The organism is Corallococcus sp. M7, from assembly GCF_054512695.1.
The window spans coordinates 5,465,953-5,491,794 of sequence record NZ_CM137252.1 but is presented as its reverse complement, the minus strand read 5'-3'; the positions used below and the strand labels follow the sequence as shown (position 1 = coordinate 5,491,794).

The window sequence follows — 25,842 nt, the reverse complement described above, 5'->3', positions numbered from 1 at the left end:
CCCTGCTAACCTGCGGGGCATGCGATGGAGCTGGGTGGGGCTCTTGGCGGTGGTGCTCGCGTGCGCGGAAGCGCCGCGTCCGGTGCAAACGAAGACCCGATGGCCCGTGGAGGAGGTGGCGTTCACCATCCGCACGGTGGATCCGGCCGGGCAACCCGTGCCCGGCGTGGCACTGGTGGCACGCGGCGCGGATCGCGGGAGCCTGGTCATCAGGTCGGGCACCACGGATGCGACGGGAACAGTCCGGCTCCAGGTGATGCCGGGCTGGTATGTGCTCCAGGCGGAGGCACCCGGTTTCGTCAGCGTGACCCGCACGGATGCGCGGGTCCCCTTCGGTGAGGAGGTGCGCTGGGACGTGACGCTGGAGCGCGCCGCGCCAATCGCCGGGCGCGTGGTGGATGCGGCAGGGAAGCCCATCGCGTTGGCCACGCTTCGACTCAGCCGCTCCAACGAAACCGTGTCCGCGCTGGAGGCTGAGAGCGATGCGGAAGGGCGCTTCCGCTTCGACGGTGTTCCTGCTGGAAGCGTGATGCTTCAGGCGGAGAAGTACAAATGGAGTCCGACGCGGTTGGAGCTCGTGGCGCCCGCGCCGGAGTTGGTGGTGGTGATGGGTGGGCTCGGCTCGCTGCGCGTTCAGGTGCGCGGGCCCGATGGACAGCCATTGTCTGGAGGGCCTTTCTCCATCTCGTCCATGGATGACTTCGTGTCCATGGATGAGATTCTCTCCTCCAAGCTGGACCCGGGGCAGGCGCAAGAGGCCACCGTCTTCCAGCAGCTTCCCGCAGGGCGCTACCTCATCTCCGGCAGGTACGCTCCCGTGCCCGGCTGTGAGTGGAACCTCGGCATCGCGGTCCAGGTCCTTCCAGGCCAGCAGGCGGAAGCGACGGTGAGCTTCGAAGGCCTTCATGACGCTGGCCCCTGGCGAGGGCGGGCCGTGGATGCCACCGGCAAGGCGCTTGACCACGGGACCGTGTCGGCCTGGGGGGCGGATGAAGCGCCGCAGGAGCTGGGCTTGAGCGGCAGGTGCCAGGGCGTCGTGGGGCAGGACGGCTCCTTCGCCATTCCGCACGTCTTCAAGGCTCCGCGTGTCCTGACATTGGGTGCCTCCGAATGGGCCCGGGACTGGGAGGCGAGAGGTCCTCTTCCCGCGGGAACGGGTGAAGCGGTGGTGTTCCGCAGAGTCTCTGGAAGTCTGAAGGGCCGTGTCGTGCGCCCGGATGGACAGCCCTTGGGCTTCTTCGAAGTCAACGGACTCCCCCCGAACAACCCGCGGGGCGAGTACGTGCGATACGTGGACCTGACCCACACCTATCAGTGGGTCATCGACGTGTTGGGATTCGCCCCCGCGCTCGTGCGCGCGCAAGGGCGAGAAGGAGAAGTGCTCCAGGTCCCGGACGCCGTCCTCGAGGAGGGCCGCACCGTCCAGGGCGGTGTCTTCGCGAGGAACGGCCACACGGGCGTGCCCCATCACGAGGTCGAGCTCGTGGAGGAGTTCGACCTGGACGGCCATGGACCCTATCGCTCGCAGTGGGCGATGACCGACGCCGAGGGCCGCTTCGAACTCAAGCATGTGCCAGGCCGGCGCCAGTTCCTGCGCGTCCAGTCGAAGGAACACGGGACCGTGCTCCATGCGCTCGAACCCGATGAGACGGCGGTGCGGTTGCGGCTCGTTCCCAACGCGGAGCTGCACGGATTCGTGACGGATGGCGCGCAGGTGCCGCTGGCGGGGGTGAACCTGAACGTCCACTGCGAAGGTGGGTTCAAGATGAGCGCCAGAAGCGACGGGCCGGGCCGCTACGCCATGAACATCCCGGGAGACCGCGAGTGCTTCGTGCATCCCGAAGGCAGCCCCCTGAACATCCAGCCGCCTCGGCCGCCCCAGCCGCCTCCGGTGTTCTTCTCCTCGACCCGGCTGCGTGTTCCGTCCGGCTCAAGGCAGTCGTTGGATTTCGAGCCCCGGCGGGGTCCGCGTCGCTGGAGGTGGATGTCGAGGCCTCTCGCGAGCTCGTCACCGCGTTCGTGCTTCCGGGAGACGTTCCCTGGCCGCGCTCGCCCGAGGCGCTGGATGCCCTGATGCGGGCGGGTTTCGGATCCGACCCGATGCCGAACACGTGGGAGTCGGAGGACGGGGACGAGTCCTTCGTTCCCCACTTCCTGTTGGGGGCGGACTTCCGCTTCAGTCATCTTCCCCTGGGGCACTACACGGTCTTCATCCGGGATCAGCTGGAGGGAGTGGACGCGGTCCTGCGCGTGCCCGTGGAGCTGACCGGAGCCGGTGTGCACGTCATCCGGTCCGCGCGTCCCGGTCGCGGAGGCGGAAGGCCCTACACGCGCTGACGCGGGTCCATCGCGTATGCTTCGCGCCATGCGATGGAGCTGGGTGGGGCTCGTTGCCGTGGTGCTCGCTTGCGCGGGCACGCGTCCGGAGTTGGAAACGCCCGGACCGGCGAAGGACGTGACGTGGATGTTCCGGGTCGTGGATCCGGAGGGACAGCCTGTGTCCGGTGCGCGGGTGAAGGTCTGGCGCGCGGATCTGCCGCAAGACAGCGCGCTGCCCGGCTTGACGGACGCCCACGGGACCGGACGCGTTGCGCTGCGGCCGGGCCGGTATGCCGCGGAGGTCCAGGCACGGGGCTTCGTGACGGCCTTCCGCACGGACATCCGGATCGCACCGGAGTCGAAGCCGCGGATGGAGCTGTCCCTGGCGCGAGCGGTGCAACTCTCCGGCCGTGTGGTGGACACAGAGGGAAATCCCCTGAACAGCGTCTGGCTCCGGTTCGTCTCTTCCACCGCCGCCACGCCGCTCGTGCAGACCTCCAGTGACACGCAGGGCCGCTTCACCTTGGAGGGCGTGGCCGCTGGCGAGGGCCTGCTCTATGTCAGCAAGTCGGATTGGAGCTGGCGCCGGTTGAAGGTCGTGACGCCCCAGCCCGAGCTCACCGTCGTGATGGGGCGGTACTCGTCATTGCTGGTTCGGGTGGTTGACACAGAGGGGCGCGGGGTTCCCAACGCGACGAGCAGCGTGAAGCCCGTCGAACCGCGGTTCGGCATCCCGCACAAGTCCAAGCAAACGCCTGAGGGAATGATCCACCTGGGACTTCCGACGCAGCGCTACCGGGTAAAGGCCAGCTACGCGCCTGACTCCGGGTGCTGGTGGGAGCGCACCGTGGACGTCGACGTCCTTCCCGGACAGCAGGCGGAAGTCACGGTGAGCTTCGAAGGCATCGCCAGTGCGGGTCCGTGGACGGGCAGGGCGGTGACTCCCAAGGGTGCGCCTCTGGCCGGCAGGCCACTGAGAGCCACGGCGCTCGAATCTCCGGAGGGCAGCGAGCTCAAGGGCGGCTGTGTGACCCTGACCGGGCCGGACGGGCGCTTCGAGTTGATGCACCCCCTGGCGCGGCCCCACAAGATTGAGATCAAGTCCAACGATGGGCTCCACCAGTTGGTGGGCGTCGCGGAACAAGCTTCCGCCGGCCCGAATGGCGGGCCCGTGGTGTTCCAGCATCCTGGCGCGCTGATGGGCCGCGTCCTCCAACCCGATGGGCAGCCCGTGAAGGAGTACAGGCTCCAGCGATATACCGTGGCCAATCCCGAAGGCCGCTTTGCCTGGACCACGGACACCTCGCGTCCCTACTCCCTGTTCATCGCGGCGCAGGGCATGGCTTCAGTCCGCTTGCGAGCCGAAGCTCGCGCGCACGAGGAGCGGACGCTCCCGGACATCACGCTCGAACCCGGGCGCACCGTCGTGGGCCGGGTGCTTCACGAAGATGGGCAGACAGGGGTTCCCCATGCCCGAGTCGAGTGGGTGGACCCCGCCGAACTGGAGGACCCGAGCAACGAGCGCCCCGTGAAGCGTGATGCGGACAGGGCGGGGCGCTTCCAGTTCGAACAACTGCCCCATCACCCCCAGTTCCTCCGGGTGAACATGGAGCAGGGCGGAACGGCCGTGTACGAGGTCGGAGCTCGCGAGGACGCGGTGGAACTGCGGCTGACCGCGGACGGGGTGCTCCAGGGGTTCGTGACGGATGGGGCGCGCGTACCGCTCGCGGGCGTGACGGTCCAGGCGAGATGCGAGGCCGGGCTCGATACCCGCACCACGACGGATGACGTCGGCCACTACGTGCTGCGCGTTCCGGGGAACCGCGAGTGCTTCGTGCACGTTCTGGATGAGCCGCTCCGGGATGCTCAATGGCCCCGGCCCGCGCCGCTGGTCTTCTCACCCCAGCCCGTCTCGCTCGCGCCACACGCGCGCGAAAGCAGGGACTTCGCCCCGAGGAGCGGAGGGGGCGCTCTCCAGGTCCACTTCCCGGAGCCACGTGAACGGCTGGAGACCTTCCTCGTTCCCGGCCAGGTGGACATGCCAGGGACGTACGGAGCCCTGCGGATCCTCCAGCGCTCCGCGTTCGCCAGCGATCCGGCCGCGAGGAAATGGCCGCCGGAGGATCCGGATGTGCCGGGGCCCTATTACTGGCGCGTGGACTTCGACTTCAGCCACCTGCCGCCCGGCCGCTACTCGCTCTTCGTTGTCGATGGCTTGCACGGCCCGTCGGTCCTGCGCGTGCCCGTGGACGTGAAGCAGGGCGAGACGAAATCCCTCCCGCTCGGCTTCCCCTCCGAGAGCGGAGGCACGTGGCTCGTGCCCTGAAGTCCGCCTACGCCCCGTCGACCGGCAGCGTCACCACGAACGCGGCGCCGCCGCCGGGCGCGTCCTCCACCCAGACGCGCCCGCCGTGCGCTTCAAGAATCTGCTCCACGATGTAGAGCCCCAGACCCAGGCCTCCCGTGCGCGCGGAGCCCTGCACCTGGGCGAAGCGCTGGAAGATGCGCTCGCGCTCGGCGACGGGGACTCCCGGGCCTCCGTCCCTCACGGTCAGCCGCAGCTGCCCGTCCTGACGGCGCAGCGCCACCTGCACCGGCGTGCCCTGGCCGTATCTCAGCGCGTTGGAGAGCAGGTTGCTCACCACCTGCTCCATCCGGATCCGGTCGAACCGGCACGGCGCCGGCCCCTCCACGCGCGCGTCCAGCTCCACCCCGGCCTGCTTCGCCTCGTCCGCGAAGCGCGCCACCAGGTCCTGCACCAGCGGCGCCAGGTCTCCGCTCGCCAGCTCGAAGTCCAGCTTGCCCGTGCGGATGCGGCTCACGTCCAGCAGGTTGTCCAACAGCGACGCCAGCCGCTTGAGCTGCCGGTCCGCCGCGTCCAGCCGCACCCGGACCTTCTCGGAGCCCACGGGCTCCTGGCCCTTGGACTCGGACATGCGCCGCAGCAGGTCCACCTGCAAGCGCAGCGACGTGAGCGGCGTGCGCAGCTCGTGGCTCGCCACCGACAGGAAGTCGTCGCGCGTGCGCACCGCCTCCTGCAACGCCTGCTCCGTCTCCTTCAGCGCGGTGATGTCCAGGATGGCCCCGCGCACCACCATCACCTTGCCGTTCGCGTCGCGGATGACGCGCGACCGGCTGATGAGCCAGTGCCACGTGTTGTCCGGCCAGTGCGTGCGGAAGGTGGAGGAGTACGACAGCACGTCGTTGTGGAAGATGGCCGACACCTGCGCCTCCACCTCCGGCCGGTCCTCCGGATGCAGCGACGCCAGGAACCGCTCGTGCGTCCACTCCGCCAGGGGCTGCGGGTAGCCGTAGAGCCGGTCATGCCCCTCCGAGCGGAACACCTGCCCGGTGACGAGGTTCGTCTCCCAGACCGCCATCTGCGCGGACTCCAGCGCCACCTGGAACCGCTCGCCCAACTGGCGGAAGCGCTCCTCGGTGCGCGCGACCTCCGTCTCCGCGCGCTGACGGCGGGTGATGTCGGTGGCCAGCACCCACGTCTCGCCGCCCACCGGCCGCACGGACAGCTCCAGCCAGACGCCGGACGGCAGCTCCGACAGGAAGCGCGCGGGCTCGCGCGTGGTGAGCGCGTCCAGGAGCCGCTCGTGCAGCGTCGTGCCGGCCAGCATCGGCTGCGCCGCCCACGGCGTCATTCCCTGGCAGGTCCCATACGGCAGGCCCAGCAGCGACGCGGCGCGGTGGTTGAGCTCATGGATGGTTCCCTGCGCGTCGAGCGCCAGGAACGCCTCGGACATCATCTCCCGCAGGACCTGCAAGCGGGTCTGCGCGGACATGCTGGCCTCGTCGGCCGGGACCGGGGGCTGGTTCGCGTCTCGCGGCGTGCGCGCGGCAGCCGGTCCCGGTGAGGACGCATCGTCCTTGGACGCCTGGCGAACGGGTTCGAACGGACCACCGGGGAGAGGACTCATCGGGTTTGCACGCTCCCGCACGGCCCCCGCGCGCGTCAAGCGAGCGCACGGGGTGGGCCGGGCCGTCTGTCAGCCCAGCGGATCCGTGAGGGGTTCAGGCATGACCCACAGCTCCGTGGGCCGCGCGTAGGCCTTGTCGAACGCGAAGAGGATTCCGTTCCACCGGTCCCAGAAGTCCGCCCAGCTGTACTCGCACGGAGGGGAGGTGAGCGGGTTTCCGTCGCGGTCGGGCTGGGCATACGCATAGTCCGCGTAGGTCCAGCGCACGGTGCCGAAGTCCGTCATCAGGAAGGGCGTCAGCATCTGGAGCACGGCCGCGCGGGACACCTCGTCGGTGGGCGAGCCCGCGGGCGTGAAGACGGGCTGGGCCTGGTCGTGCTGTTCGCGCCACGCGACGAAGTTGGTGCCCATGGCCACGAGCGCGTCCCGGCGCGCGGGCGTGGGCGCGAGCCGGGCGTCCTCGTAGAGCGCGAACGCGGCGATGAGCAGGCTCTTCCAGTTCATGCCGGGGAAGAGCAGGTCCATACGGGTGGGGCGCGGCGAGTCCTCCGCGTGCGCGACGGCATAGGCATACGCCTGCTGCGCCTCCGCGTTGCTGGCGCCCGCCAGGGTGAACTCGGTGAGCACGCGCGCGGGCGTGATGGGCCCGGTGGCCGCGGCGCGCCAGTCCAGGTACAGCCGTGCCGAACCGCCGATGTCGTTGTAGATGGCGAGGTTGCCTTCGTGGAGCGTGCGCTCCAGCGTGATGACAATGGCCTCCACCTTGTCGAGCGGCGTCGCCCCCGGAGCGCTCCAGTACAGCGCGCCCATCCGCGACGCGGTGGCCAACAGGGTGCGCACGTCCGAGAGCGCCCCGGCGTTGAGCGCGCTCGTCAGCACGCTGAGGGCCGTGGCCGCGTCCGTCGTCAGGCCCTGCGCGATGAGCTGGAGGGACAGGTCCTGGAGCTGCAAGCGCAGCACGCCGCTCAGCCCCAGCCGGTCCAACGCGTTCGTCAGCGACACCGAGGGCTGAAGCCGCGCGGTGTTGATGAAGTGCCGCGCGAGCGCCGCGCCATACATGCCCTTGCCGCCAGCCTGGGACGCGTGCGGCGCGAAGGTGAACCAGTTGGGCCGCGCGCTGCTGGTGCCACCGGGTTGCAGCGTGGGGTCGATGATGCCGCCCAGCTCATACGCGATGCCGATGTAGCCCAGCGTGATGGTGCGGTTGTCCTCCAGCGGCGTGGGCGCGGTCTGCGCTTGGGCGGAGGCGGAGGCCAGGACGAGGAGCGCGCCGAGCAGCGCGGCGGCGGAGCGGCGCACGTCGGTGCGAGAAGAGTTCGCCAAGGTGGGGGTCCAGGGTTGGGGGGCTGGTCGATCAAGCTAGACAGTGGGGGCGCCGGTCCAAACCCCGGCCCTCGCGGCGGGATTCGCGCGACGTTGAGTGGAGGACCCTTGAGTGCCGTTGACGCGCGGGGTCAGCCCCCAACTCCCGCGAGTCCACCGGTCTTCCGGGGAAAGCGGCGCCGCCACAAGACCTCCGCCACGGCGAGTCCCAGGCAGGTCACGGCGAAGACACACACACCCGCGAACACCCCCGGCGCCCGGTAGCGCAGCTCGACGCGATGGGAGCCGCGAGGGGTGGGCACGGCGCGCACCGCGACGTTCGCGGGGAGCAGGTGCGTGGGGGCATCGTCGAGGAACGCCGACCAGCCGGGCTGCCATGCGTCGTTGATCAGCAGGACCGCGTCCTCGGAGGCGTCCACGAGCACGCGCAGGTGTTCGGGCGTGTCCTGTTCGACGCGGACCTGGCCTTCGAGTGGCGCATCGCTGGCGGAGGCGAGGGCCAGGTCGCCGCACTCCACGGCGGCCCACGCGCTCGTGCGGAAGGAGGCATCGCGCAGGAGGCCGAGCGCCGCGGCCGTGTCCCGGACGCATCGTGGCTTCGCCAGGGACAGGCGCGGCCGTGCATCCGTGTGCTCCACCAGCAGCAGCTCGAAGGCGGAGTCCCGGGCCACGACGGTGCCGGGCTTGTGTTTCAGGGCCTCGTGGTCCGTCTGCGTATAGGCGCTGAAGCGCACGCCGAAGACGGGCAACAGCTCCGTGAAGAGGCCGGGCGTGTCGTCCTCCAGGCTCATCACCCGGGGGCTCGCCGCGGGGAGATAGGCCTCCGCGTTGCCAATGCCCCACAGCGCGGGACTGTCTGGGGCCAGCATGGCGCGCGACATGAGCGAGACGCTGTCCTGGTACTCGAAGCCTTCGAAGCGTGGCAGGCGGTAGCGCTCGATGCGCGACGCCACGCGGGGAACGGATGTCCCGGTCTTGGCGGCCCAGGTCCTCACGGTCTCGACGAAGGGGGGCGGCACGTCGAGGATGTCCTCGGGGCCGAGGATGTACATCGGCTCATTCGCGGTGAACGCCGCGCCCAGTTGCAGCGCCACCAGCACGGCCTGTCGCGCGCGGGACTCCGCGAGGCCCGGCAGGACGAGCGCGCATCCGACCGCGAGCCCCGCCGCGATGAAGCCCGCGGTGCTGAACGCATGGGAGAGCGTCGCGAAGGTCTCCGCGGGGACCTGGGGCCAGCGGGGGAGCACGAACGCCCGCGACCACGCGCCCGCCGTGCTCTCGGCGATCGCCACGAGGGCGAGCAGCCCGGCGAGGACTCCGGCCGCGCGAGCGGTCCACCGCATGCGCTCCGGCGAGGCCACGATGGCCTTCCATCCGAACCCCGCGAGCAGCGCCAGCCCCAGGGTCAGATGAACGGCGAGCTTCTCCGGATAGCGGAACGGCCGCCACAGCGGCAGCACGCGGTAGAGCAGCGCGTAGAAGGGAAGGGCGGACCCCAGCGCCAGCACGAGCAGCGCGCTCCAGGCCGCGCCGAACGCCGCCCAGCGGCGGAACGGAATGAAGCGCAGCGCCGCCACCGCGAGCACGAACACGGGCACGCCGATGAACAGCGACTCCGCCCACAGTGAGGAGAAGCCGCCGGTGCGCAGCAGCGCCTTGACCAGCTCTTCCGGCGCGGCGCGCTCCACGGTGGTGTTCGCCAGGAATGGCCCCAGCAGGAGCTCTGGCAAGCGGAGCGGATCCATCGACCAGCGCAGCGCGTCCTCCACGGAGCTCGCTCCCGGAGCGCCCTGCGCGAACACCGCCACGCCCGCGAACAGTTGCGGCGCCGCCATCCCCGCGCCCAGGGCCACGAGCCCTAGCCCGCGCCGCACGAGCGCCGCGCGAGGCCCGGTCTCCGTCAGCGCGAGGAACAGCACATACGCGTTCACGAGCGCATAGGCCCAGGTGTCGCCCGCCAGGAGCACACCGCCAATGCCAAGCGCGGCCACGGCGGCGCGAGCGGGCGTGGCGTCACGAAGGAAACGGACCGCCGCCCAGAGCGCGAAGGGCAGGGTGGCGCCCGACATGAGGTACGCGAGGCTGCTGGTGAGGCTCACCAGGTAGCCGCTGAACGCGAACGCGAGCCCCGCGAAGAACGCGCCGGCCCGGGGCACCGAGTACAGACGCAGCAACGCGTACGTGCCGACGAGCGCGAAGGGAAAGCACAGCAGCACGGAGAGCTTCATCGCCGCGCCCGTGGACAGCACCAATCCCAACCACTGCGAGGGATGGAACGCGGCGGACAACATCATCCCCGGGAAGGACTGTCCCAGGCCGTCGAAGGGATACCAGCCCGGGAAGTCTCCCTGCGCCACGCGCCCTGCCCAGTAGCGGCGCAGCGGCGCGTAGACGAGCAGCATGTCCCGCCCGGTGAAGGACTGCGCGCTGAAGACGGCCCGGTAGAAGAACAGGCACGTCAGCCCGAGCGCTCCACCCACGACCGCCCATGCCGCGCGCGGACCCGGGACTCGTGGCTCAGCGCGCTCGGGGGATGTGGGGGACTCCATGGGGACGCGGATTGTTTCCGGTCCCAGGTGCCCCCGTCCAGCACGGGAGCACCTGAAGGGGACTCATGCGCCCTTCGGCGGCGCGAAGTACGAGACGAACGGCGCCACGTCCCGGTAGCCCATGCGGCGGTAGACGGGCGCGCCGGCCTCCGTGGCGTGCAGCACCGTGCGCTCCAGCCCCCACGCGTGCTTCGCCTCCTCCAGCGCGCGCCGCAGCACCGTCTCCGCGGCGCTCTTGCGGCGGTGCTCCGCGAGCGTCGCCACGAGCGCGATGTAGACGATGCCGTCCACGCGCAGCGCCACCGTGCTCGTCGACGGCGCGCCGTCGTGGCAGCCGACGAAGGCCCGGCTCTCCGGGCCGAAGATGCCGGGGGCGGCCAGGGCCTCACGTCCCAGCGCCTGCGGCGTGTCGTAGCTGGCGGCGTTCACGTCCGCGACGGCGTTGTAGCCCCAGGTGTCGTTCACCGGCCGGAGGTCGAGCGGCGGCAGGGGCCGCACCGGCTCCAGCAGCTTGTCCGCCACCATGCCCGTCGTGGTCATCCCCGGCTTGAGCCCCCGCGAGGCGAGCAGCGCGTCCGCCTGCTCCCGCAGCTCCGGCGCCAGCCACTCGGGCGTCAGCGTGAACGCCCACCCGTGCGGTCCCTGCGCGAAGTAGCTCGCGGCCGAGTCCACCGCGCGCAGCAGCTCCGCTTCCGTCCGTGCCGGCCGGTTGAGGAACGACATGTTCATCAGCGACCACGTGACGTGGCCCGCGGTGATGAACACGTCCGCGCGCTCCACGACCTCGCCGCGGGGCAGGCCCAGCGTCATGAGCCTCCAGGCTCCACGGAACTGCGCATGCGATTCGTCGATCTCGGCTCGCGACATGAGGGGCCTCCAAAGGGGTCCAGGAAGTCGGATTCTCTGCATTCACAGAGGCTCACGTCTACGTGCGTGAGGGGCGTTGCCCTGCTAAAGCGAGGCGCAACCCGGGTGCGAGGAGTGGGTCGCGATGACTCCAATGGAAGGGCAGTCCTGGCAGACGACGTGCCGGGTGTGTGGCAGGCAGACCTGTCCGAAGCCGGAGGCGGTGGCCTCCTGGATGCGCACGATGCTGGACCGCGTGCACGGCGCGCAGATGCGCGGCGCGGGTCGAAGGGGACTGCGCGAGGCCCTGGCCATGGAGGGCGTGCTGATCACCACGCACCTGGAGGTGTGGTCGCGCGCGCTCGAAGGCGTGTGCCCGGACTGCATCGCGGAGGTGGCGCCGGAGACGGACGCGAAGCTCCAGGATCCGGAGGGGATGCACGAGGCGGCGCTGGAGCGCTGGCGCACCTCCGCCCCGGAGCTGGTCAGCGACGCCGTGGAGTCCGCGGTGGACGACACGCTCCAGGCCGCGCGCGAGGCCGCGACCCGGAACAAGCCGACGACCTGAGCCTCAGCCGTCAGCCGCGCAACGCGCGAACCTGTCCGACTGTCGGACAGGTTGGGCCGCGTCGGGCGCGCGGAGGCCCGCCCCCCGCGCCCTCAGCTTGCTCAGGCCCAGAGCTCCTGCTCCAGCGTGTCGAGCAGCGCCAGCGCGGCCTCCGGCGTGGGCAGCCCCGCTTCCGTCACCAGCGCTGAATCGAGCGGCACCGCGACCTCCGCGCGCAGCAGGGCCACGGCGCGCTTCTGGGCCTCGCGCAGCGCTGCCTGCTCGTGGGCGGACAGACGCGAGCGCGCCCACCGGTCGATGTCCCACGACAGGCCCGCGTGCCGCGTCTCGTCCTCGGCGATACGGGCCATGGATTCACGCACCTCCGCGTCGCGCGCGTGCAGCGCCTGGTGATGGGCGACCAGCGCGCCGTACGTCTCACGCACGCATCCCTCCACGGCGTTGTCGAGCGCCACCTCGTTCAACGGGCGCAGGGGGACGGCCGCGACGGCGGGCGGCGGTGGCGTGGCCCCGTAACGGCGCGCGAGCCGCCCCGTCATCTCCGTGTGCATGACTTCATCCACGGCGCTCGCGAGCGCCGCGTCCTGGAGGGCGGCCTCCGCGCCGTGCAGGGCCAGCTCCTCACGCAGCCGCAGGAACGCGTGGATGGACGCGGCCTCCAGGTGCGCCGTCTGGGCGAAGTGGAGACCCAGCGCGTCCTCACAATCACCCGCGACCGTGCCCTCCAGCCCCACGGGCCGGCGGCCCACGGCGCATTCGCCGGAGCCCTTCCGCAGCACGTGATCCTCCACTTCGCTGACCTCGCCGTTGGCGGAGACCTTGAGCACATACTGCGTCAGGCTCGAGCCCTCGCCGCATGCGTAGCCCCTCGTGGCCACGACGTTGAAGCCTCCGTCCGGGTTCCGCTTCACCGCGCCTTCCTCCAGGTTGCCGCAGCTCAGCCGGTAGCCCGCGGCGGAGGCGAGGAGCGCCGCGTCCTGCGCGGTCTCCACCGTGCCCAGCAGGTTCTGGAGCTCTTGCAGCGATGCCCAGGTCTTCACCTCATCGCCTCGCGTCGTCGCCAGGAAGTACCTCGAGCAGACCTGGATGCAGGAGCTGATGAAGCCGTCGCCGGGGTTCGCCTCGGCCAGGGCTGTCTGACACGCGGGGACGTCGGTGGCGGTCGCGCACGCCTCGCCGGTGGAGTCCCGGGTCTCGTAGCTCCCCGGTCCCTCGCGGCCGGGACCCGAGAGCATGCGCAGCGCGACGGAGTCCACCGCGGGTTGGATGCTCAGGTCATCGATGGCGGGCTCACCGTGCGGCGTGCACTTGATGGCCGAGTAGCCCCGCAGGTCCGTGCCGCCGGTGCCGCAGCCCGCGAGCACCAGCGGCGCCGCGAGCGAGGTCCGCAGCGCGCGAGAGAAGAGATGCCGCAACCGGTTCGTGTTCATGGACGACTCCCGTGGGACGAGGTGGCCCCGCGAGCAGAGCAACAGCGATGCCATCGCCGTGCTCCCTCTGGAATCACCGTCCCACGAGCGGGTCCGCGTGCTCGGAAACCTGAGGCATCTTCAGAAAACCGAGGCCCTAGAACGACTCCTTGAACGGCCGCAGGTCCACTTCCTGTGTCCACGCGGAACGGTGCTGCCGGTGCAGTTGCCAGTACGTCTCCGCGATGGCGTCGATGTGGAGCAGCCCGTCCTCGCCCATCGCCTTCACGCGCTCCGGGGCCAGCGTGTGCAGGCGTTCACCGTCGATGCCACCGTCGATGAGCACGTGGGCCACGTGCAGGCCCTGCGGACCGAACTCGCGCGCCATGCCCTGGGAGATCATCCGCAGGCCCGCCTTCGCGGCGGCGAAGTGCGCGAAGCCCGCACGGCCTCGGAGGCTGGCGGATGCGCCGGTGAAGATGACGGTGCCCCGGCCCAGGGGCACCAGCCGCCGGGCCGCCTCGCGCCCGACGAGGAACCCGCCGAAGCAGCCCACCCGCCAGAAGTCCTCGAACGTCGCGGCGTCCAGGTCGCGGAAGGGGACCTGCCGGTTGTTGCCGGCGTTGAACACGACCAGGTCCACGGGAGCGAAGCCCTCTCCCGGAGCCAGGGCCCGGTCGAACAGCCGAGCCACGTCCGCCTCCCGCGTCGCGTCCGCGACCACCGCCTCGCCACTGCCACCGGAGGCGGTGAGCCCCGCGACCACGCGATCCAGCTTCTCCCGCGTGCGCCCCGCGACGAGCACGTGGTGGCCTTCCGACGCGAACTTCCGGCACAGGGCCGCGCCCAGGCCCTGTTCAGCGCCGACGCCTACGACGACCGCGGTGGGCTTGAGGGAAGAGGTCATCGGGAGCAGCTCCGGGGAGAGGGGACCGTCGCCCGTATCAGACCCGCTCGGACCCGCGGAACAAGGGGGCACCGAGCGCCGCGCCGTTGACGCCACCGTCAACGAACAGATCCTGCCCGCTCACGTAGGACGCATCGTCCGATGCGAGGAAGAGCACCGTCCGCGCGATCTCCTCCGGCTTGCCCATGCGCCCCATGGGGATGGTGGCGGACATGCCGCGCTCCATCTTCGCGAAGGCCTCCGGCGTGGGGGCGTTCTTCTCCCAGATGGGCGTGTTCGTCGCGCCGGGGGACACGACGTTGACGCGGATGCCCCTGGGCGCGAGCTCCGCCGCCAGCACGCTGCCCATCGCCTTCAGCGCGCCCTTGCTCGCGGCGTACGCGGAGTACCCCGGCATGCCCAGCTCGCTGTGCACGGAGCTGGTGAGGATGACCGACGCACCGGGCTTCAGGTGCGCCGCCGCGGCCTGCACCGTGAAGAACACGCCGGTGACGTTGGTCTGGAGCACGGACGTGAACGCCTCATGCGTCGTCTTGCCCACGAACGTCTGTCCCGAGATGCCCGCGTTGGCGAACACGATGTCCAGCCCGCCGAAGCGCTCCACCGTCGCCGCCACCGCGCGCTCCAGGGCCGCCGGATCCGTGGCGTCCGCCTGCACCGCCAGCACGCTCGCGCCCAGCTCCTTCACCGCCGCGTCCAACGTCTCCCGGTTGCGCCCGGTGATGGCCACCCGCGCCCCCTCCGCCACGAACAGCCGCGCCGTCGCCAGCCCGATGCCGCTGTTACCGCCCGTGATCAGCGCCGTCTTTCCCTTGAGCCGCATCCGACTGCCTCCGGTTTGAGTGGTTTCATGATGAAACCAATTGCCGGATGAATAAAAGGCCCGGTTTCGTTATGCAACCACTTGTGGAATGTCCCTCTGGCAGGAGGCGGTGATGAAGCGGACGAGCATGGAAGGGGCGGTGTGCCCGGTGGCCCGCTCCCTGGACGTCATCGGGGACTGGTGGTCGCTGCTCATCGTGCGCGACGCGCAATACGGCCTGCGCCGCTTCGGCGAGTTCCAGAAGAGCCTGGGCGTGGCGAAGAACATCCTGGCCCAGCGCCTGAAGCACCTGGTGGACCACGGCATCCTCGAGACGCAGCCAGCGTCGGACGGCAGCGCCTGGCAGGAGTACGTGCTGACGGAGAAGGGGCGGAGCCTCTTTCCCATCCTGGTCGCGCTGGGCCAGTGGGGCCAGGAGCACTGCTTCGAGGCGGGCGAGCCCCGGACGCGGGTGCTCGACAGGGCGCACGGGCAGCCGGTGAAGCCGCTGGAGGTGCGCGCCGCGGACGGCCGGGTGCTGACGGTCCAGGACGTGCGGCTGGAGCGGCCGGCCACACAAGGCTAGCGCCACCCGGAGCCGGGCTGGTTAGGGTGTGCCCATGACGCGCCCTGCATCGGATTCGTGGTCACTGCCCTGGATGGGGCTGGGGCTGAGCAGCAACCTGAGCGCCTCGGACGTGCCGCATCCGTACCGGCTGCTCGACGCCTCGCCCGGTCTCTTCGACTTCGTGGAGTACAGCGCGCCCATCGCGCTGGAGGAGGCGAAGGCCCAGGCCACGCTCTTCCCGGAGATGTGGCGCCGCCGTTCGGACGTGCCCGTCCTCTTCCATCCGGTGCACCTCAATCTGTGGGGGCCGGAGCTGGAGCCCGCGTCGGCGCTCGCGGAGCTGGATGCGCACGCGCGCGCGGTGGGCAGCCCGTGGGTGGGCAACGACGTGGGCTGGTGGCACGCGGGCGGTCAGCCCTTCCCGGGCTACCTCTACGTCACGCCGCCGTTCAACGACGCGGGCGTGCGGGACAGCGCGGCGCACGCGCTCCACATCCAGGCGGGCCTGAGCGTCCCGCTGGTGATTGAGAACCCCGCCGTGCTCGCCACGCGCGGAGGACTGCACGCGCTGGACTTCATGGCGAAGCTGCACGCGCGCACGGGCCTGCCGCTGCTCCTGGACCTGGGCCACCTCTTCAGCCACCAGCTCTCCGCGGGCCTGCCCCTGCGCGCGGGGCTGGAGGGCTTCCCGTTGGATCAGGTCGTGGAGATCCACATCGCGGGCGGCGTGGTGACGCGCAGGGGAGGGCGGACCTTCTACGTGGATGACCACACGCAGCCCGTGCGCGAGGAGTTGTTCGAGCTGCTCACGGAGGTGCTCCCGCGCTGCTCGCGTCTGCGCGCCGTCACCTTCGAGGGCGATGGCCATCCGCCGGAGGTGGCGCTCGCGTCGCTGCGTCGGCTGCGCGCCCTCGTCCCGAAGGAGTCCCGCGCCCCCATCGACATCCCCGCGTCGCGCGAGGCCGTGCCCAAGCTCAGCGGTGACAGCCGTCCGTGGACGCTGTTCGAAGCGGGCCACGGCGTCACCCCGGCCACGGAGGACGAGGATCCCGAGGGCACGCGCGCGGACCGGGACTTCCGGCTGGCGGTGGTGGCGGAGCAACTGGACAAGGACTGGCCCCTCACGCGCCTGTTGCTCGCGGCGACGCCGGAGGGATTGGAGTCGTTCACCCGCTCGCGCGAGTACCGAGGCCTCTTCGACGGGCTGGGCAAGTCCCTGTCCCACGCGTTCGCGTCCTGGGCGCGCAAGCGCGTGATGGCCGCGCCGTCGGACGGGGTGGCCGCCGCGCTGTCCCTGGAGATGATGCTGCCGCACGCCTTCCTCCAGACACCTCCGGCTCCGGCCCCGGGCCAGGTGGCGCTGGCCGAGGACGTCCGCCTGGGCTCCTTTCCCGCCGACCTGACGGAGCTGGTGTTCGCCACACGGGCGTTACGGCGGCACCTCACCGGCCGTGCGTGGGCCTGCGGGGCCCTGGAGGTCTCCGGCCTGGAGGCCCTGGCGCAGGTGGCCGCCCGCCCGGGGCCGGGCCCGTGGCGCTTCGCCATCCGCCGGAAGGCGACGGGCTTCGAGGTCCTGACGCTACCTCCGGAGGTGGCCGCGGGGCTCCAGGGGCTGGCGGATGGCCCGCTTCAGGTGGAGGCCGTGCCCGCCTGGCTGCTCGCGGAAGGGCAGGCGCGCGGGCTCTTGCGGCGCGCATAAGGAAGGGCACATGTCGGCCGGTCAACGGATCCTTGCGCCCACCTGTCTGGTGGGGTAGTGCCCGCCGCATGTCGTCACCCCTCGTCGTTGGCATCGCGGGCGGCACCGCGTCCGGCAAGACCACGGTGGCCCGCAAGGTGCGTGAGGCTCTCGCCGACTGCCGGGTCGCCTTCATTGATCAGGATTCGTACTACCGGGACCTGAAGGACATGTCCCTCGAAGAGCGGCGGGAGGTGAACTTCGACCACCCCGACGCCTTCGACACGGAGCTGCTGGTCAGCCACCTGCGCGCGCTCAAGCAGGGCCGCGCCATCCAGAAGCCCGTCTACGACTTCGTCACGTCCGGCCGCCAGCCGCACACGCACCGCGTGGACCCCGGGGACATCATCCTCATCGAGGGCATCCTCGTGCTGCACATGAAGGAGGTGCGCGACGAGATGGACGTGAAGATCTACGTCGACGCGGACGACGACCTGCGCATCCTTCGCCGCCTCACCCGCGACATCAAGGACCGCGGCCGCGACTTCGACCACGTGGTGGGCCAGTACCTGCGCCACGTGCGCCCCATGCACATGGGCTTCGTGGAGCCGTCCAAGCACCACGCGGACATCATCATCCCGCACGGCGGCAACAACGACATCGCCATCGGGATGCTGGTGGGCGCGCTCCGGGCGCGGCTCGCCTCGCAGCACCAGTCGCAGCGCTAGGCTAGCCGCGCAGCCAGCGCAGGAAGTCCTGCACCGGCCCCTTGAGCCGGTGCGCGTCCGACAGCAGGGTGCCGTGGTCCCCCGGCCCCTGCAGCTCCACGAACCGCGCCTGCACCCCCGCCGCCGTGAGCTGGTGGTAGGTGTCCCGCACGCGGCCCGCCGGAGCCAGCGCGTCCGTCGCGCCCGCGAGCAACAGCACCCGCGCGCGGATCTTCGGGAACGTCTCCGTCAGGTCGCAGCCCGCGTACGCGGAGCAGAGCAGCGACCACGCGACCGGATCGAACGTGTCCGCGAACGACGCGGCCTCCGCCTCCAGCGCCGCCTGCGCCGCCGCGCTGTCCGGATACGCGGTGCCCAGGTGGTCGCGTCCGTAGAGCAGCTTGAGGTAGTCCATGCGAAGCCGCGTCAGCGTCCGGTTCGGGGCGCGCTCGCGCAGGGGCGGGGTGTCCTCGTTGTCGGGCGCCATGCGCAGCACCTGCGACGTGAGGCCCAGCTTCTCGCGCAGCCCCTCCGGCAGCGCCCTCGCCGCGCCCAGCACCACCACGCCGTCCGCCAGCTCCGGGAACAGCGCCGCGAGCCGCAGCGCCACCAGCCCGCCCAGGCCAATGCCCACCAGGGCCTTCACGCGCGTAAGCCCCAGGGCCTTGAGCAGCGCGGACACGCCGCGCGCCATGTCCAGCACGGTGAGCGGCGGCAGCCCCGCGCCCCACGGCGCGCCGCTGTGCGGATCCGGCGTCAGCGGGGACGTGGAGCCGAACGGGCTGCCCAGCAGGTTGGGCACGATGACTGGCGTCACGTCCGGATCCAGCGCCTTGCCCGGACCGATCAGCTCCCGCCCCCAGCCCGAGGGTTGGTAAGCACCGTTCACTTCCGTGCTCAACGCTTGGTGGGAATGGGACAGGTCGTGCAGCACCACCACCGCTTTGCCATCCGACGGTTTTCCATAGGCCTGCCAGGCAATCTGGGGGCTTCCCAGCAGGTCCCCTTCCTCCAGCGGAAGGGGCACGGTGAACAGTTGGATTCCCTCGGCCTGGGGCACGATGATGCGGCTCATATCATTGCCTGCCCGAACGCACAGGAGCCTGTCGCTTGAAGCGCTACTTCGGAATCATCATTGTCATCGCCCTGGTGATCATCGCCGCGGTGGCGAGTCACCGCACCGCCTCCGCGCGGACCACCGAGGCGGAGCGGGACGCGGACTTCCGCCGCATCCAGGCCGTCTACCTGGAGCGCGTGGGCTGGATGCGTACCAACCCGGATGAGGCCTCCTACAAGGACGAGCTGAAGTCCTTCTTCAAGGGCTACTTCGACGACGTCGACGCGCACCTGGACCGCTTCCACGGCAACAAGAAGTTCGACAGCTACCTGGCGGAGCTGGAGCAGCGCGAGGCGTCGGGCGGCGACAAGAAGGACACCCGCGCGGGGGACCGCAAGGCCTTCTACGAGTACGCGCGCAAGCAGTTCGACGCGCTGAAGGACGGCCGCTACCGCCCGGTGATGTCCGCCACGGACAAGGGCATGCGCCTGGACATCGTGTCCAACGACGTGGTGATGGTGATGGGCAAGCCGCAGATCCGCCTGCAACTGGTGCTCTGGGGCGCGCAGCGCGTGGAGAAGGACGAGGGCAAGCTGAAGAAGATGGTCACCAGCGCCTCGTTCGACACGGTGTGGAAGCTCACCGACGCGAAGGGCAAGCTGCTGGGCGAGATGCGCGGCGCCGACCCGTCGATGAAGATCGACTACCCCGAGCGCCTCATCGCCGAGTTCCCTCCGCAGATGGTGCTGGGCCACTACGACCTGGACCTGCTGCCCGCGGAGGTGGCGAAGCTGGAGATGACCATCAACGTCGCGTCGCACGCGGCGTCCGGTGGCAACGCCAACGCCACCTACGCGTGGAAGCTGGACGTGCCGTCCGAGTGGAAGCTGGGCGCCAACGAGACGTGGGAAGGCGCCACGCAGGAGGAGCGGCCGGAGGAGGAGATCGACCCGGCCAAGGCCTCCGCGAAGAAGGGCGAGTAGGGCCTTACTTCACGACGGCGAAGTGCGACCCCAGCCGGTACGCGGACAGCGTGCCGGCGTCGTCCAGGAAGTACAGGTTGAGGCGCACGTCGGCCTGGAGCGCGACGAGCCCCACCCCCGCGCGAACCTCCGCGAGCACCTGACCGCCGCGAGGATCCACCGCGCGCACCACCTCTCCCGCGATGAGCGTCACGTCGCGGGCGGTGCGCGCCGGCAGCGCGGTGATCAGCGGCTCACCCGCCGCCCCCACCCGCCAGTCCACCTGCCCGTTCAGCGCTACGCGCGCGGCGGCTCCGGACGCGCTCGTCACCACCACCGCGCGAGGCAGCGGCGCCAGCGCATAGGGCCCGGGCCCCAGGTGCAGCGCGCGCTCCCAGACCTTCTGTCCGCGCGCGTCCAGGCACACCAGGAACCCATCCTGGTCCCGCATCCCGGCCAGGAGCACCCGCTGGCCCACCGGCAGCGGCGTGGAGGGCAGGATGAGGTCCGGCTCGAACGTCCACTGCGCCTCGCCGGTGTGCGCGTCCGCCATCAGCAGCGCGTGATGCGAGCCGCGCCCCAACAGCGCCAGGAAGCGCCGGCCCCACGCCACCGGAGGCCCATGGAAGGGCAGGGGCGAGCGCAGCCGGTAGCGCACCTGACCGTCCTCCAGGTCCAGGCCGTACAGGTAGCCCGAGTCCGTGGACAAGAGCGCCCGGTGTCCCTGCGTGGCCATCCACCCGCGCTGCGTGCGCGGCGGGGCCAGGCGCCACACCTCGCGGCCCGTGGCCTCCGCGAAGGCCACCGCCGTGCGGTCCTCCGACAGGGTCAGCAGCAGCCCGTCCTGACGCAGCAGCAGCGGCCCCAGCGGGATGCCGTCATGGTCATGCAGCCACCGCGCGCCCGAGCCCCGGCCTGTGAAGCCGTACACGCGCGTGTCGTCCGCCGCCACCGCGTGGCCATCCGCGGACGCCGCCACGCCCAGCGACGCGGCACGCCGCCACAAGAGCGCGCCGTCCTTGCGCGAGAACGCGCCCGCCAGCCCCGGCGCGCAGTACACCGGCCCGTGCCGGCCCAACAGCAGCCGCGCCTCCTCCGGCTCCTCCAGTCCGCGCTGCTCCCAGAGCTTCTCGAAGCGCAGGCGCCGCAGCTTCCCGGGCACCTTCAGCGGAAGGGACTCGCCGCGCGCCGGAGGGCTCTTGCGCTCGCGCGCTTCACCTTCCGCCTCGGGAGGCTTGTGCGCGCCTCGCAGGTGCGACAGTCCCTCGCGGCAGCGCTCCGCCAGCTCCACGAGGTACGGGTTGGAGACCTGGACCCGGTGTGCCTCCGCGAACGCCAGGCCCAGCGCCTCCCCCAGCTGGAAGAGGGCGGACAGGAGCGCCTTGGGCTCCAGCTCGAACCACGTGCCGGTGGGCCCCAGCTTCGCCCGCTGTCCGGGCAGGTCCAGCGTCAGGCGGGGGCGCACGCCCGCGGGCTCGAACTCGAAGCGGGCCTCGCCCAGCTCCACCGCCCGCGCCAGCTCCACCGCCTGGCGGGACAGCTCCAGCACCGTGAGGAACGGCGACCCGGGCGCACGCCACGCCTGCGGCCGTCCCGGCAGCGCCAGCCACACCTCGCCCGCGCCCAGGAGCGGCGCCAGCGCCCCGGAGGTGCCCTTCGACGGCGCCTCGCGCGAGGCGGGGGAGATGTCCTTCAGCTCGAAGCCGAACCCCGGCACGGAGACGGGTTCAATCCGCAGCGGGGTGGGGGGAACGGGCTTCTCTTCCGCGTGGGGGGCGGCCTTGCCCAGGCCCTGGAGCGCCTCGCCCAGCTTCCGGGCGGCCGTGGCGGACAGGGCCTTGGGCGCGAGCTTCGTCACGTCCTGGAGGAATCTCTGGCCACTCTGACGGGTGGCCTTCGTCAGCTCCTCGGCGTCCACGCGGATGGGCGGGCGCAGCAGGTGGGCGGGCCGGGCGAGGCTCGCCACCGACAGCTCGATGTCCGGCCCGACGCGCCGCAACACCAGCTCCAGGTGCGCCTCCGTCAGCGACACCTGCGCCAGCCGCCGCTTCCCCGCGTGCAGGGCCGCCACCGCCTCCACCAGCGCGGGGACCACCTCCGCCAGGGGCTCCTCCACCGCCCCGGACAGCAGGTTCACGCCGTCCAGCTCCAGCGCGATGGAATCGAGCGGGGAGGCTGACGGTTCGCGCTTCCAATGGTGTCCGATGCGAAGACGGGTCATTGACGTTCGTTGACAAGCCAGTTTAGCGGTGGCTAGCATCCGCCGCCCATACGGACCTACATTTTTGTAACCGTTCGGAATTCTTGGGGAATACTCGATGACATTTTACGAGGCCGCGCTCCGTGTACTGGAGAGCGAAGGTCGCCCCCTGCATTTCCTTGAGATCACGGAGAAGTCCATCCAGCTGAGCCTGCTGTCCCACATTGGTAAGACGCCGGAAGTGACGATGCTGTCGCGACTGGCCGCCATGGCGCGACGGACGCGGGATCGCAAGGTGATTGTCACGGCGAAGGATACCTTCGCGCTGACGGACTGGTCGCTCTCCGAGGACGTCGAGGCACTTGCACAGACGGGCGTGATGGAGCCGCATCCGGAGGAGGAGCTTCCTCCGCTGCGGCCCGTGGAGCGTCACCCGGAGCCCCGCACGGACAACGTCCGCGCGTCGGGCCGTGGCACGGAGCGCAAGCGCCGCCGTGACGAGGGCGACGAGGAGCGGGGTGGCCGCCGCAAGCGCTTCCCGCCGCTGCCGGAGGTGGTGTTCGAGATCCTCAGCGAGGCGGACGCCGCGCTGCGCACGGATCAGCTCATCGAGCGCGCCAAGGGCAAGGAGCTGTGCGCCGAGGAGACCACGGTGGAGGCGGTGCTCACCGCCCTGCTGGAGGACAACCAGCGCCGCATCGACGCGGGCCGCCGGCCCCAGTACGCCTTCAACCAGGAGACCGGCGAGGTGTCCCTGGAGCGCGCGGGCGCGCCGAGCGAGGCGCCGCCCCTGGAGCTCCAGGCCGCCTTCGCGCAGGCCCTGGGCATCCCGCTGGAGGGGGGCCGCCCGGTGCTGGGCAAGCCCGCCGCCGCTGGCGAGCCCCTGGTGGACGAGGCCCTCATCACCACCGCGCGCACGGCCCTCAAGGACGCGCGCCGGGCGGTGGCGCGCGGGCTGCGCAAGCGCCTGGGCGACGCGGACGTGGGCACCTTCGAGAAGTCCGTGGTGAAGATGATGCACGGGCTGGGCTTCCGCGAGCTGAAGGTCGCCAAGCGCTCCAAGGAAGGCCCCCTGCTCACCGCGCGCAAGCGCGAGGGCAGCGTGGAGCTGCGCTACGCGGTCCGCATGCTCAAGGGCACGCCGGGCATCGACCGCAAGACGGTGCAGGAGCTGCGGCGCGACCTGGGCCACTACTCGGCCCAGGTGGGCCTGCTGGTGAGCGCGGGCGAGGTGCGCGGCGACGCGCGCTCGGAGGCGCAGGCCAATGGCTCGCTGGTGATGCTGTGGTGCGGTGACGCCCTGGGCGAGAAGTTCCTGGAGGCGAAGACCGCCGTCACCGTCACCCAGGTGGAGCTGTACGACATCGACGAGCGCTTCTTCGAGGCCGCGAAGCTGGACGCCGAGGAGGCCCAGCGCCGCCGCGAGGAGCGCAAGAGCGAGAAGCAGGCCCGCGAGGAGGGCGGCGGCGAGGTCGAGGTCGCCGCCACCACCGAGAAGCCGGAGCGCGCGGAGCGTCCCGAGCGGAGCGACCGTCAGGAGCGCTCCGAGCGCCGCCGCGACCGGCAGCGTGAACGGGCCGAGGCCCGCGACGCCGACAAGTCCGGTGCTGTCGAAGGCTCCGAGGCCAAGGCCTCGCCGGTGGCCCCCGCGCCGCCGGCCGCCGCCGGGTTCACGCCCGCTTCGGAAGAGGACGAGTCCGAGGAGGGCGACGACGAGGGTGAGGACGAGGACCTGGAGGCCGCCAGCGCCTTCGTGGGTGGAGCCAAGGAGGGCGCCGAGGCCGGTGCCGCCGAGGGCAACGCCTCCGAGCGCAAGCGCCGCCGCCGCCGTCGCCGGGGCCGTCGTGGCCGTGGCTCGCGCGGAGCGGAGGGCGCGCCCGCGGGTGAAGCCGGCGCTCCCGCCGGTGAGGCCGCCGCCAGCGCGGGTGAGGCCGGTGCCAGCGCGGGTGAGGCCGGTGCCAGCGCGGGTGAGGCCGGTGCCACCACGGTGGCCGCGGTCGCCGCCGGTGAGGGCAACGTTTCCTCCGCGGCCGACGCCGCCACGGGGAGCGCGTCCGGTGGCATCGCCGCGCCGTCTCCGGGTGGCAGCGTCACCGGCGAGACGGTCGCGCTCGCGGGTGAGGCCCTGCCCGTGACGACGGAGGCTCGCCCCGCGAACGGGGAGGCCGACGCCACGTCGCCCTCCGCGGGCAACGCCTGGCAGGCGGGCGAAGCGGTGCAGGCTTCGCCGGAGTCCGACGAGTCCGCGCGGGCCCGGGCCGAAGCCGCTCAGGCCGCGTCCGACGCGGTGACCCCGGTCGCCGCGCAGGCGCTGCCTCCGGAAGAGGCCCCCGCCGAGGCGTCCTCGCCGCCCGTGGAGGTCCGCGAGGCCCGCGAGGTGCACGAAGCGCCGGTGTCGCCTGGGACGGACGGTTCGTCCGAGGGCAACAAGGAAGGCTGATCCCCGCACGGAATCAGGTGCGGTGGACGCGGGAGTGTTAGCCTGTGGAGGCCATGAAGCCGGCCCTGCTGCTAACCTCCTGCGTGCTGATCTTCGGGGCCTGCCGCTCGCAGGCCCCGCGCTATCCGGTGGCGCCGGTGGAGCTCTCCGGGACCACCCTGCGGGACAACGCCCTCCTGGGCTTCGGCCCGGAAGGCGTGCGGGACCTGTTCGATGACGCGCTGGAGTCCTCCGGCCGCTTCGAGCTGGTGGCCGACGAGTCCCCCAAGAAGGCCCGCCCCTGGCGGCTGTCGCTGGACGTGCCCTTCACCCGCGAGGTGCTGAAGGACGGCAATCCGCACAGCTTCGCGGAGGTGGGCGCCAACCTGTCCCTGGAGCGCTTTGGCGGCAACACGCCCCAGCGCTACGAGGTCGTGGGCCTGGGCGAGGCGGCGGTGGAGGTGGACTCGGCGGAAGGGCGGCGGGCCGCCATGCGCAGCGCGCTGGAGAGCGTGCTGCGGCAGGTGACGGAGGCCGCGGTGCTGCAGCTCGCCGCGCTGGACCGCTCGGACGAGGCGCTGGTGGCGGACCTCCAGGCCAACGACTCACGCATCCGTGAGTTCGCCCTGCGCACGCTGGCCGAGCGCAAGCACCCGGCCGCCGCGCCGCTCCTGATTGAGCGCCTCAAGGAGACCGGCGACGCGGAGCAGGTGCGCCGCACCATCGGCGCGCTGGCGGAGATGAAGGCGAAGAGCGCGGTGCCTGCGCTCATCGACCTGGCGCGCGGGCGCGACTCGGGCTTCCTGCAGGAGATCGTCTTCGCGGTGGGCGAGATTGGCGGCCCGGAGGCGGAGGCGTACCTGTACACGGTGGCCCAGGGCCACGACACGCCGTCGGTCCAGGCCGCCGCGCAGCAGGCGCTGGACACGCTCTACGCATCACGCAACCACGCAACCGCGGAGGCGCGTGGCCAGGGCCACGCGGACCCCTAGCGCATGATGAAGCAATCGCTGTCCATGGTGGGGGGCCTGGCCCTCCTGGCCTCCACGCTCGTCGGTTCCGGCTGCGCGAAGCGCGTCGAGTCGGACACGCGCCCCTCGCCCGAGTCCATCGCCCAGTACTACCCGCTGGCCGTGGGCAACGCGTGGACGTACCGGATTGACGGCCGCGACGACAAACCCGTCACGGTGGAGATCGTCAAGGAGCAGGACGGCTACTTCGTGGACAACCAGGGCGGCCAGCTCACCGTGGACGCCTTCGGCCTGCGCGACCCCAAGCGCTACCTGCTGCGCGGCCCGCTGGAGGCCGGGCGCGGCTGGAACAACGTCGTGTCCGTGTCCTCCACGGAGCGCTACCAGCTGGTGCAGGTGGGCTTCGCCTGCAAGGTGCCCGCGGGTTCGTTCCCCAACTGCGTGAGCGTGGAGGGCCGCAACAAGGTCGACGCGCAGACGACGCTCGTCAACACGATGACCTTCGCCGCGGGCGTGGGCCTGGTCCGCGTGGACGTGGCCACGGAGCACGAGGGCAAGCGCGTGCCGCAGACGGAGCTGGAGCTCATCTCCTACAAGGCGGATGCCGCCGCGCCAGCTCCCCACTGAA

At 71.3% G+C, this 25,842-nt stretch carries 20 protein-coding genes; 11 read left to right on the top strand and 9 right to left on the bottom strand.

Translation table 11 applies throughout. From position 1 onward, the window contains the following. Window positions 1–19 precede the first annotated feature (19 nt). From ACX114_RS21795 to ACX114_RS21785, 3 genes are read left to right on the top strand one after another with little or no spacing between them, the layout of a single operon-like run. Window positions 20–2,074 carry a carboxypeptidase-like regulatory domain-containing protein gene (locus ACX114_RS21795; RefSeq protein ID WP_459287417.1) on the top strand — a complete coding sequence of 685 codons (2,055 nt, stop codon included), beginning with the start codon at window positions 20–22 and terminating at the stop codon, window positions 2,072–2,074. Between the two features lie 26 nt (window positions 2,075–2,100). Further along, window positions 2,101–2,337 (top strand): hypothetical protein, encoded by a 237-nt coding sequence (locus ACX114_RS21790; RefSeq protein ID WP_459287415.1) that lies wholly within the window; start codon window positions 2,101–2,103, stop codon window positions 2,335–2,337. A 28-nt stretch (window positions 2,338–2,365) separates the two neighbouring features. Beyond that, window positions 2,366–4,645: a carboxypeptidase-like regulatory domain-containing protein gene (locus ACX114_RS21785; protein WP_459287413.1), complete on the top strand. Its 2,280-nt coding sequence runs from the start codon at window positions 2,366–2,368 to the stop codon at window positions 4,643–4,645. 7 nt (window positions 4,646–4,652) lie between these two features. Here the strand turns inward: ACX114_RS21785 and ACX114_RS21780 are convergent, their stop codons facing one another. The 4 genes from ACX114_RS21780 to ACX114_RS21765 all read right to left on the bottom strand — a co-directional run bounded on the left by ACX114_RS21780 (window position 4,653) and on the right by ACX114_RS21765 (window position 10,987). Next, a complete protein-coding gene (locus ACX114_RS21780; protein ID WP_459287412.1) occupies window positions 4,653–6,113 on the bottom strand; it encodes a sensor histidine kinase in 1,461 nt (486 codons plus the stop codon). Window positions 6,114–6,317: 204 nt separating this feature from the next. After that, window positions 6,318–7,571 (bottom strand): hypothetical protein, encoded by a 1,254-nt coding sequence (locus ACX114_RS21775; protein WP_459287410.1) that lies wholly within the window; start codon window positions 7,569–7,571, stop codon window positions 6,318–6,320. Window positions 7,572–7,702: 131 nt separating this feature from the next. Beyond that, window positions 7,703–10,051 carry a hypothetical protein gene (locus ACX114_RS21770; RefSeq protein ID WP_459287408.1) on the bottom strand — a complete coding sequence of 783 codons (2,349 nt, stop codon included), beginning with the start codon at window positions 10,049–10,051 and terminating at the stop codon, window positions 7,703–7,705. A gap of 132 nt (window positions 10,052–10,183) precedes the next feature. Further along, window positions 10,184–10,987 (bottom strand): GNAT family N-acetyltransferase, encoded by an 804-nt coding sequence (locus ACX114_RS21765; protein WP_459287406.1) that lies wholly within the window; start codon window positions 10,985–10,987, stop codon window positions 10,184–10,186. 124 nt (window positions 10,988–11,111) lie between these two features. Between ACX114_RS21765 and ACX114_RS21760 the strand changes: the two genes are divergently transcribed. After that, a complete protein-coding gene (locus ACX114_RS21760; RefSeq protein ID WP_459287404.1) occupies window positions 11,112–11,534 on the top strand; it encodes a hypothetical protein in 423 nt (140 codons plus the stop codon). Window positions 11,535–11,635: 101 nt separating this feature from the next. On the opposite strand, the gene ACX114_RS21755 is transcribed toward ACX114_RS21760, so the two are convergent. The 3 genes from ACX114_RS21755 to ACX114_RS21745 all read right to left on the bottom strand — a co-directional run bounded on the left by ACX114_RS21755 (window position 11,636) and on the right by ACX114_RS21745 (window position 14,673). Next, window positions 11,636–12,964, bottom strand: coding sequence for a ferritin-like domain-containing protein (locus ACX114_RS21755; protein WP_459287402.1), 1,329 nt, complete (start codon window positions 12,962–12,964; stop codon window positions 11,636–11,638). Window positions 12,965–13,100: 136 nt separating this feature from the next. Then, window positions 13,101–13,850, bottom strand: coding sequence for an SDR family NAD(P)-dependent oxidoreductase (locus tag ACX114_RS21750; protein ID WP_459287400.1), 750 nt, complete (start codon window positions 13,848–13,850; stop codon window positions 13,101–13,103). Between the two features lie 37 nt (window positions 13,851–13,887). Beyond that, a complete protein-coding gene (locus ACX114_RS21745; protein ID WP_459287398.1) occupies window positions 13,888–14,673 on the bottom strand; it encodes an SDR family NAD(P)-dependent oxidoreductase in 786 nt (261 codons plus the stop codon). Between the two features lie 112 nt (window positions 14,674–14,785). Here ACX114_RS21745 and ACX114_RS21740 point away from each other — a divergent pair, with 112 nt between their 5' ends. The 3 genes from ACX114_RS21740 (at window position 14,786) to udk (ending at window position 17,626) form a co-directional block, all read left to right on the top strand. Next, window positions 14,786–15,238 (top strand): winged helix-turn-helix transcriptional regulator, encoded by a 453-nt coding sequence (locus ACX114_RS21740; RefSeq protein WP_459287396.1) that lies wholly within the window; start codon window positions 14,786–14,788, stop codon window positions 15,236–15,238. Between the two features lie 34 nt (window positions 15,239–15,272). Then, entirely contained in the window at window positions 15,273–16,919 is a 1,647-nt protein-coding gene (locus ACX114_RS21735; protein ID WP_459287394.1) for an MbnB/TglH/ChrH family RiPP precursor modification enzyme, read from the top strand. A 68-nt stretch (window positions 16,920–16,987) separates the two neighbouring features. Next, complete coding sequence (gene udk / locus ACX114_RS21730; protein WP_206794038.1) at window positions 16,988–17,626, top strand: uridine kinase; 639 nt, start codon at window positions 16,988–16,990, stop codon at window positions 17,624–17,626. Window position 17,627: 1 nt separating this feature from the next. Here udk and ACX114_RS21725 read toward each other — a convergent pair whose 3' ends face one another. After that, entirely contained in the window at window positions 17,628–18,680 is a 1,053-nt protein-coding gene (locus ACX114_RS21725) for an alpha/beta fold hydrolase (protein ID WP_459287392.1), read from the bottom strand. Window positions 18,681–18,715: 35 nt separating this feature from the next. Between ACX114_RS21725 and ACX114_RS21720 the strand changes: the two genes are divergently transcribed. Continuing rightward, the gene (locus ACX114_RS21720; RefSeq protein WP_459287390.1) at window positions 18,716–19,645 is read left to right on the top strand and encodes a hypothetical protein; all 930 of its coding nucleotides are present in this window, start codon (window positions 18,716–18,718) and stop codon (window positions 19,643–19,645) included. Between the two features lie 4 nt (window positions 19,646–19,649). Here ACX114_RS21720 and ACX114_RS21715 read toward each other — a convergent pair whose 3' ends face one another. After that, window positions 19,650–21,845, bottom strand: coding sequence for an outer membrane protein assembly factor BamB family protein (locus ACX114_RS21715; RefSeq protein WP_459287388.1), 2,196 nt, complete (start codon window positions 21,843–21,845; stop codon window positions 19,650–19,652). A gap of 97 nt (window positions 21,846–21,942) precedes the next feature. Here ACX114_RS21715 and ACX114_RS21710 point away from each other — a divergent pair, with 97 nt between their 5' ends. Genes ACX114_RS21710 through ACX114_RS21700 form a run of 3 tightly spaced genes read left to right on the top strand, consistent with a single transcriptional unit; the run spans window position 21,943 to window position 25,841 of the window. Further along, entirely contained in the window at window positions 21,943–24,264 is a 2,322-nt protein-coding gene (locus ACX114_RS21710; RefSeq protein ID WP_459287386.1) for an HTH domain-containing protein, read from the top strand. A 53-nt stretch (window positions 24,265–24,317) separates the two neighbouring features. Further along, complete coding sequence (locus ACX114_RS21705) at window positions 24,318–25,235, top strand: HEAT repeat domain-containing protein (protein WP_459287384.1); 918 nt, start codon at window positions 24,318–24,320, stop codon at window positions 25,233–25,235. A 3-nt stretch (window positions 25,236–25,238) separates the two neighbouring features. Continuing rightward, a complete protein-coding gene (locus ACX114_RS21700; RefSeq protein WP_459287382.1) occupies window positions 25,239–25,841 on the top strand; it encodes a hypothetical protein in 603 nt (200 codons plus the stop codon). Window position 25,842: the final 1 nt, after the last annotated feature.

Excerpts from the sequence above, each read along its gene's own strand:
- ACX114_RS21795 (WP_459287417.1), top strand. The coding sequence starts at position 20 with ATGCGATGGAGCTGGGTGGGGCTCTTGGCGGTGGTGCTCGCGTGCGCG.
- ACX114_RS21790 (WP_459287415.1), top strand. The coding sequence starts at position 2,101 with ATGCCGAACACGTGGGAGTCGGAGGACGGGGACGAGTCCTTCGTTCCC.
- ACX114_RS21785 (WP_459287413.1), top strand. The coding sequence starts at position 2,366 with ATGCGATGGAGCTGGGTGGGGCTCGTTGCCGTGGTGCTCGCTTGCGCG.
- ACX114_RS21780 (WP_459287412.1), bottom strand. The coding sequence starts at position 6,113 with ATGTCCGCGCAGACCCGCTTGCAGGTCCTGCGGGAGATGATGTCCGAG.
- ACX114_RS21765 (WP_459287406.1), bottom strand. The coding sequence starts at position 10,987 with ATGTCGCGAGCCGAGATCGACGAATCGCATGCGCAGTTCCGTGGAGCC.
- ACX114_RS21760 (WP_459287404.1), top strand. The coding sequence starts at position 11,112 with ATGACTCCAATGGAAGGGCAGTCCTGGCAGACGACGTGCCGGGTGTGT.
- ACX114_RS21755 (WP_459287402.1), bottom strand. The coding sequence starts at position 12,964 with ATGAACACGAACCGGTTGCGGCATCTCTTCTCTCGCGCGCTGCGGACC.
- ACX114_RS21750 (WP_459287400.1), bottom strand. The coding sequence starts at position 13,850 with ATGACCTCTTCCCTCAAGCCCACCGCGGTCGTCGTAGGCGTCGGCGCT.
- ACX114_RS21745 (WP_459287398.1), bottom strand. The coding sequence starts at position 14,673 with ATGCGGCTCAAGGGAAAGACGGCGCTGATCACGGGCGGTAACAGCGGC.
- ACX114_RS21740 (WP_459287396.1), top strand. The coding sequence starts at position 14,786 with ATGAAGCGGACGAGCATGGAAGGGGCGGTGTGCCCGGTGGCCCGCTCC.
- ACX114_RS21735 (WP_459287394.1), top strand. The coding sequence starts at position 15,273 with ATGACGCGCCCTGCATCGGATTCGTGGTCACTGCCCTGGATGGGGCTG.
- udk (WP_206794038.1), top strand. The coding sequence starts at position 16,988 with ATGTCGTCACCCCTCGTCGTTGGCATCGCGGGCGGCACCGCGTCCGGC.
- ACX114_RS21725 (WP_459287392.1), bottom strand. The coding sequence starts at position 18,680 with ATGAGCCGCATCATCGTGCCCCAGGCCGAGGGAATCCAACTGTTCACC.
- ACX114_RS21715 (WP_459287388.1), bottom strand. The coding sequence starts at position 21,845 with ATGACCCGTCTTCGCATCGGACACCATTGGAAGCGCGAACCGTCAGCC.
- ACX114_RS21710 (WP_459287386.1), top strand. The coding sequence starts at position 21,943 with ATGACATTTTACGAGGCCGCGCTCCGTGTACTGGAGAGCGAAGGTCGC.
- ACX114_RS21705 (WP_459287384.1), top strand. The coding sequence starts at position 24,318 with ATGAAGCCGGCCCTGCTGCTAACCTCCTGCGTGCTGATCTTCGGGGCC.
- ACX114_RS21700 (WP_459287382.1), top strand. The coding sequence starts at position 25,239 with ATGATGAAGCAATCGCTGTCCATGGTGGGGGGCCTGGCCCTCCTGGCC.